This window comes from Alicyclobacillus contaminans DSM 17975 (genome assembly GCF_000429525.1).
GTDB lineage: Bacteria > Bacillota > Bacilli > Alicyclobacillales > Alicyclobacillaceae > Alicyclobacillus_A > Alicyclobacillus_A contaminans.
The window spans coordinates 1-3529 of the sequence record NZ_AUCA01000088.1; the positions used below are offsets into that span (position 1 = coordinate 1).

The 3529-nt window shown below is 51.1% G+C and carries 3 protein-coding genes; all 3 read right to left on the bottom strand.

Annotated elements, in window-relative coordinates:
• Nucleotides 1-266: 266 nt before the first annotated feature.
• Nucleotides 267-1319, bottom strand: coding sequence for a sensor histidine kinase (locus G463_RS0117090; RefSeq protein ID WP_026976098.1), 1053 nt, complete (start codon nt 1317-1319; stop codon nt 267-269).
• Nucleotides 1310-2032 (bottom strand): response regulator transcription factor, encoded by a 723-nt coding sequence (locus G463_RS0117095; RefSeq protein ID WP_026976099.1) that lies wholly within the window; start codon nt 2030-2032, stop codon nt 1310-1312. The genes G463_RS0117090 and G463_RS0117095 overlap by 10 nt, the downstream gene beginning before the upstream one ends.
• A gap of 350 nt (nt 2033-2382) precedes the next feature.
• Complete coding sequence (locus tag G463_RS21230; protein WP_245575946.1) at nt 2383-3174, bottom strand: metallophosphoesterase family protein; 792 nt, start codon at nt 3172-3174, stop codon at nt 2383-2385.
• Between the last annotated feature and the right edge of the window lie 355 nt (nt 3175-3529).

A 3529-nucleotide genomic window follows, 5' to 3' on the forward strand; every position in this document is an offset into this window, starting at 1 on the left:
CATGCTGTTATCCATGCTGTTATCCATGCTGTTCTGCGCTGCGCCATTCATGTTGGACTGATCCACCATTCCGGAATCGGAGTGGCCACATGCAGTAACAGCCATGATCAATCCGAATGCACACAACGCCATACAACAACTCAACACTTTGCCCTTCATACCGTATCTCCTCCTTGATACTGACCGCATCTCACTGTGCAGTCTAGCGGAGGGATATTACATTTTTCGAACAAGATTCTTTCATGAACCTTACATAGATACTGTCGTCAGGCTTTATGAACAGGGAGTGTGAACCAAAATTGACTGCCGTGTGATTTCCCGCTTGGAACTCGTACGCCAATTTCTCCGCCGTGCAGTTCCACCAGAGATCGCGCGATGGCCAAGCCCAATCCTGCGCCACCAGAGTCCCGGTTTCGCGATTTGTCCGTTCGATAAAATCGCTCGAAGACACGCTCTGCGTTTTCGGCGGACACGCCCTCCCCCTCATCCGTCACCACGATTTCCACGAAATTTCCACCGGGTAATTTTTTCACCTCAATTCGAAGCTCCGACTGTTCCGGGGCGTGCCGAATCGCATTGTTCACTAGATTGCTCAATACCCGGGCGATTTTGTCCGGCATGATGAACAGGATGGGTGTATCGTCAGCCACCGTGACTTGTACGTTGAGCCCCTTTTCGTGAATTCGGACGGAGTAACTCTCCAAAACTTCAATGATAATCTGGTCGATGTGGGCTGGCACGGGATGATAAGACTGCTGGCCCGCTTCCAGCTTCGACAGTTCAAATAAATCGTCGATTAACGAACTCAGCCTACTGGCTTCCCGATGTATGGTCTTCAGATACACGCGTGACGTTTCGTAATCGTCTATCACTCCGTCCTCCAATGCCTCGACGAACGATTGGATAGAGGCAATGGGAGTCCGAAGATCATGAGATACGTTCGCAATCAGTTCTCGCCTCGTCCGCTCCATCAATTCCAATTGTTTAAAATTCTCATGCATCCGTTGCTGCATTCTTTGCACGGCCTGGGTGAGTCGGCGCACCTCATGTGGACCCGAATTTTGTGTGTCACCTTCCTCAAGCTGCCCGTTGCCGACCTGTTCCGCAAAGTGTATGAGCCGGTTGACGGAGTTGGTGATAGGTATTGTCATCAACCAGTAGGCCACGGAAGAGATAATTCCCGCAACGACTGCAATCAACGTGAGGAGTCCAGCCTGAGTTAGATTCAACAGCATTTTGCTGTAGCTGTAGACCACTGCGCCAATCAACAGGGCAAGGCTCGCAAGGTTGATAATCAGCAACTGTGTCCTCAGTCGCATAGCTTGTCCTCTCCGTACGGATCAAACCGATATCCAATCCCCCACACAGTCTGAATCCAATTCGGTTTTGAAGGGTTCGCTTCAATTTTTTCACGCAGTCTACGAATGAGCACAGTAACGGCGCTGGCATCTACTTCATTATCGAGGCCCCACACGAGTTCCAGCAATTTCCCCTTGGAGAATACCTGCCCAGGTCGCCGAGCCATGACATACAGCACGTCGAATTCCTTTACCGTTAAGTCGATCACGTGGCCTGCGATGGTAACCTGGCGCATGGCGGGATGGATAATGATACCCCCATAGTCCAAAATCTCCGCTTCGTCCTGGGTGCCGGAATTTGTCCTTCCTTGAAACGTACGGCGAAAGATGTTGCGGATACGCAACACCAATTCCCGTGGAGAAAATGGCTTCGTAATGTAATCATCGGCGCCGAGGGTCAACCCCATGACCCGGTCCCGTTCCTCTCCCCGCGCGGTGAGGATGATGATGGGGACATCCGATTGCCGGCGAATTTCCTGGCACAATTCATAGCCATCTTTCTTCGGCATCATAACGTCCACCACCACGAGATCCGGCTCGTGAAGCCGAAAGAGTTCCCAGCCCTCTTGTCCATCGGTTGCCATCACAACTTCGTAACCCTCCCGCTCCATGTACCGCCGGCAAACATCTCGAATGTTCCCGTCGTCCTCGATGACAAGAATCCGTTGTCCCATTCGTCTCCCCCTTCCTCTGCAAGATTTGTCCACTCACCATCATGCGGAACCACGACGATATCATCATAAACGACCGTACACCGCTCTGTATGGAAAACAGTTGCTCAATCATCAAGTAAGTCATGACGATGAGGCCGTCTCTCTATCGGCATCCATGGCCCAAGTGAAGCACAGGCGACTGGCCAACACAAGTGCTATGAGTGAGCCCCTATACTTGCCCCAGAGTCACCCCAGACAGAAGGGATGGGTTAAGTGTTTTCCGCAGCTTAAAAATGCAGAAAAACGCGGCGCTCCGATATACCGCGTTTATACCGCGTTTTCGATATTTATGCAGTTTGAAAGGAGCGTTCTTATTGCGCATTCGCCCCCGTCAACTCAGTAACACACTCAGTGCTCCTGTGCCATACGCTCAAAAAATTCCGTTGCTTCCGTCGCTGTTGGGACCTTGAGCACATTCTCCTCGGCGAACTCATTCCCTTGCGGATCCCGCTCGCTCTTATCTCTTTCGCGGCTGCCTCACCATCGTAAGTCGTCCGCCGAAATTCGCACCCCAATGGGCTAAGTAGGAGCCAGTACGCGCCTGGCTGGTCCGCAAATGGCATCCCTACGCTCCCGGCATTGAGAATGTGCACCCTCCCTACTCGACGTTCAAACTGCATATGGGTGTGTCCGCACACAACAATTTTCTGCTCAATGCCCGTAAAAATGGTGGTGAGCCGTTCCTGTGAGGTGATCGGTGTAAAGATCTCCTCATCGCTACGTGGTGTGGCATGACAGAATAGGACATCGCCTAATCCGTCGACACGGAGTGTTATCTGTTCTGGTAATTGGGACAGGAAATCTCGCTGAGAGCGAGTTAACTGTTCGGCGACCCAATGTGTCTTCTGACGCCCCTTCTCTGACATGGCAGGTAGTGGCTTGCCGTCAAAAGCCATCACTACTTCACGATCCCCATTGCCGCGAATGAAGTGAACCTGATTGCCAAGCAAGGAGAGCCGTTCCAGGGTCTGCCCAGGCATAGGTCCGGAGACGATATCCCCTCCAACGACAATTAGGTCCGGTTGCACCTCTTTGAGCTCCTCTATCACCGCGTTCAGCGCTGGCAGATTCCCGTGGATGTCGTAGAGTGCCGCAATTTTCATCTATCAAACTCCTTTCCTAAGCGTATACTCAAGTCATTGCAATGGGTGTCAAATTTAAATCACGGAATTCCTAAATATTATGAATGTTCACGGGTTAATCATACCATTCTTTCTAAACTACCTCTTCTTCAGTTAGCCTCGCTATTGCGCACTTCTGCCCCTTAGTTCAATAAGTGTAGCACATGGATGGCGTATGAATATGCAATGTCAATGTATAAACGACCGCCGCGTTTTTCTGCAAATTAGAACCGCGGAAAACAGTTAAGATGAAGTAGAGGTGTTTATGATGCCGGGACGTAAGTGGACAGTGGACGAGAAGATGAACATCGTGCTCGAGGGCATGATGCCCGGTGCG

Coding starts and splice junctions, on each gene's coding strand:
- G463_RS0117090 (WP_026976098.1), bottom strand. CDS start 1,319: ATGCGACTGAGGACACAGTTGCTGATTATCAACCTTGCGAGCCTTGCC.
- G463_RS0117095 (WP_026976099.1), bottom strand. CDS start 2,032: ATGGGACAACGGATTCTTGTCATCGAGGACGACGGGAACATTCGAGAT.
- G463_RS21230 (WP_245575946.1), bottom strand. CDS start 3,174: ATGAAAATTGCGGCACTCTACGACATCCACGGGAATCTGCCAGCGCTG.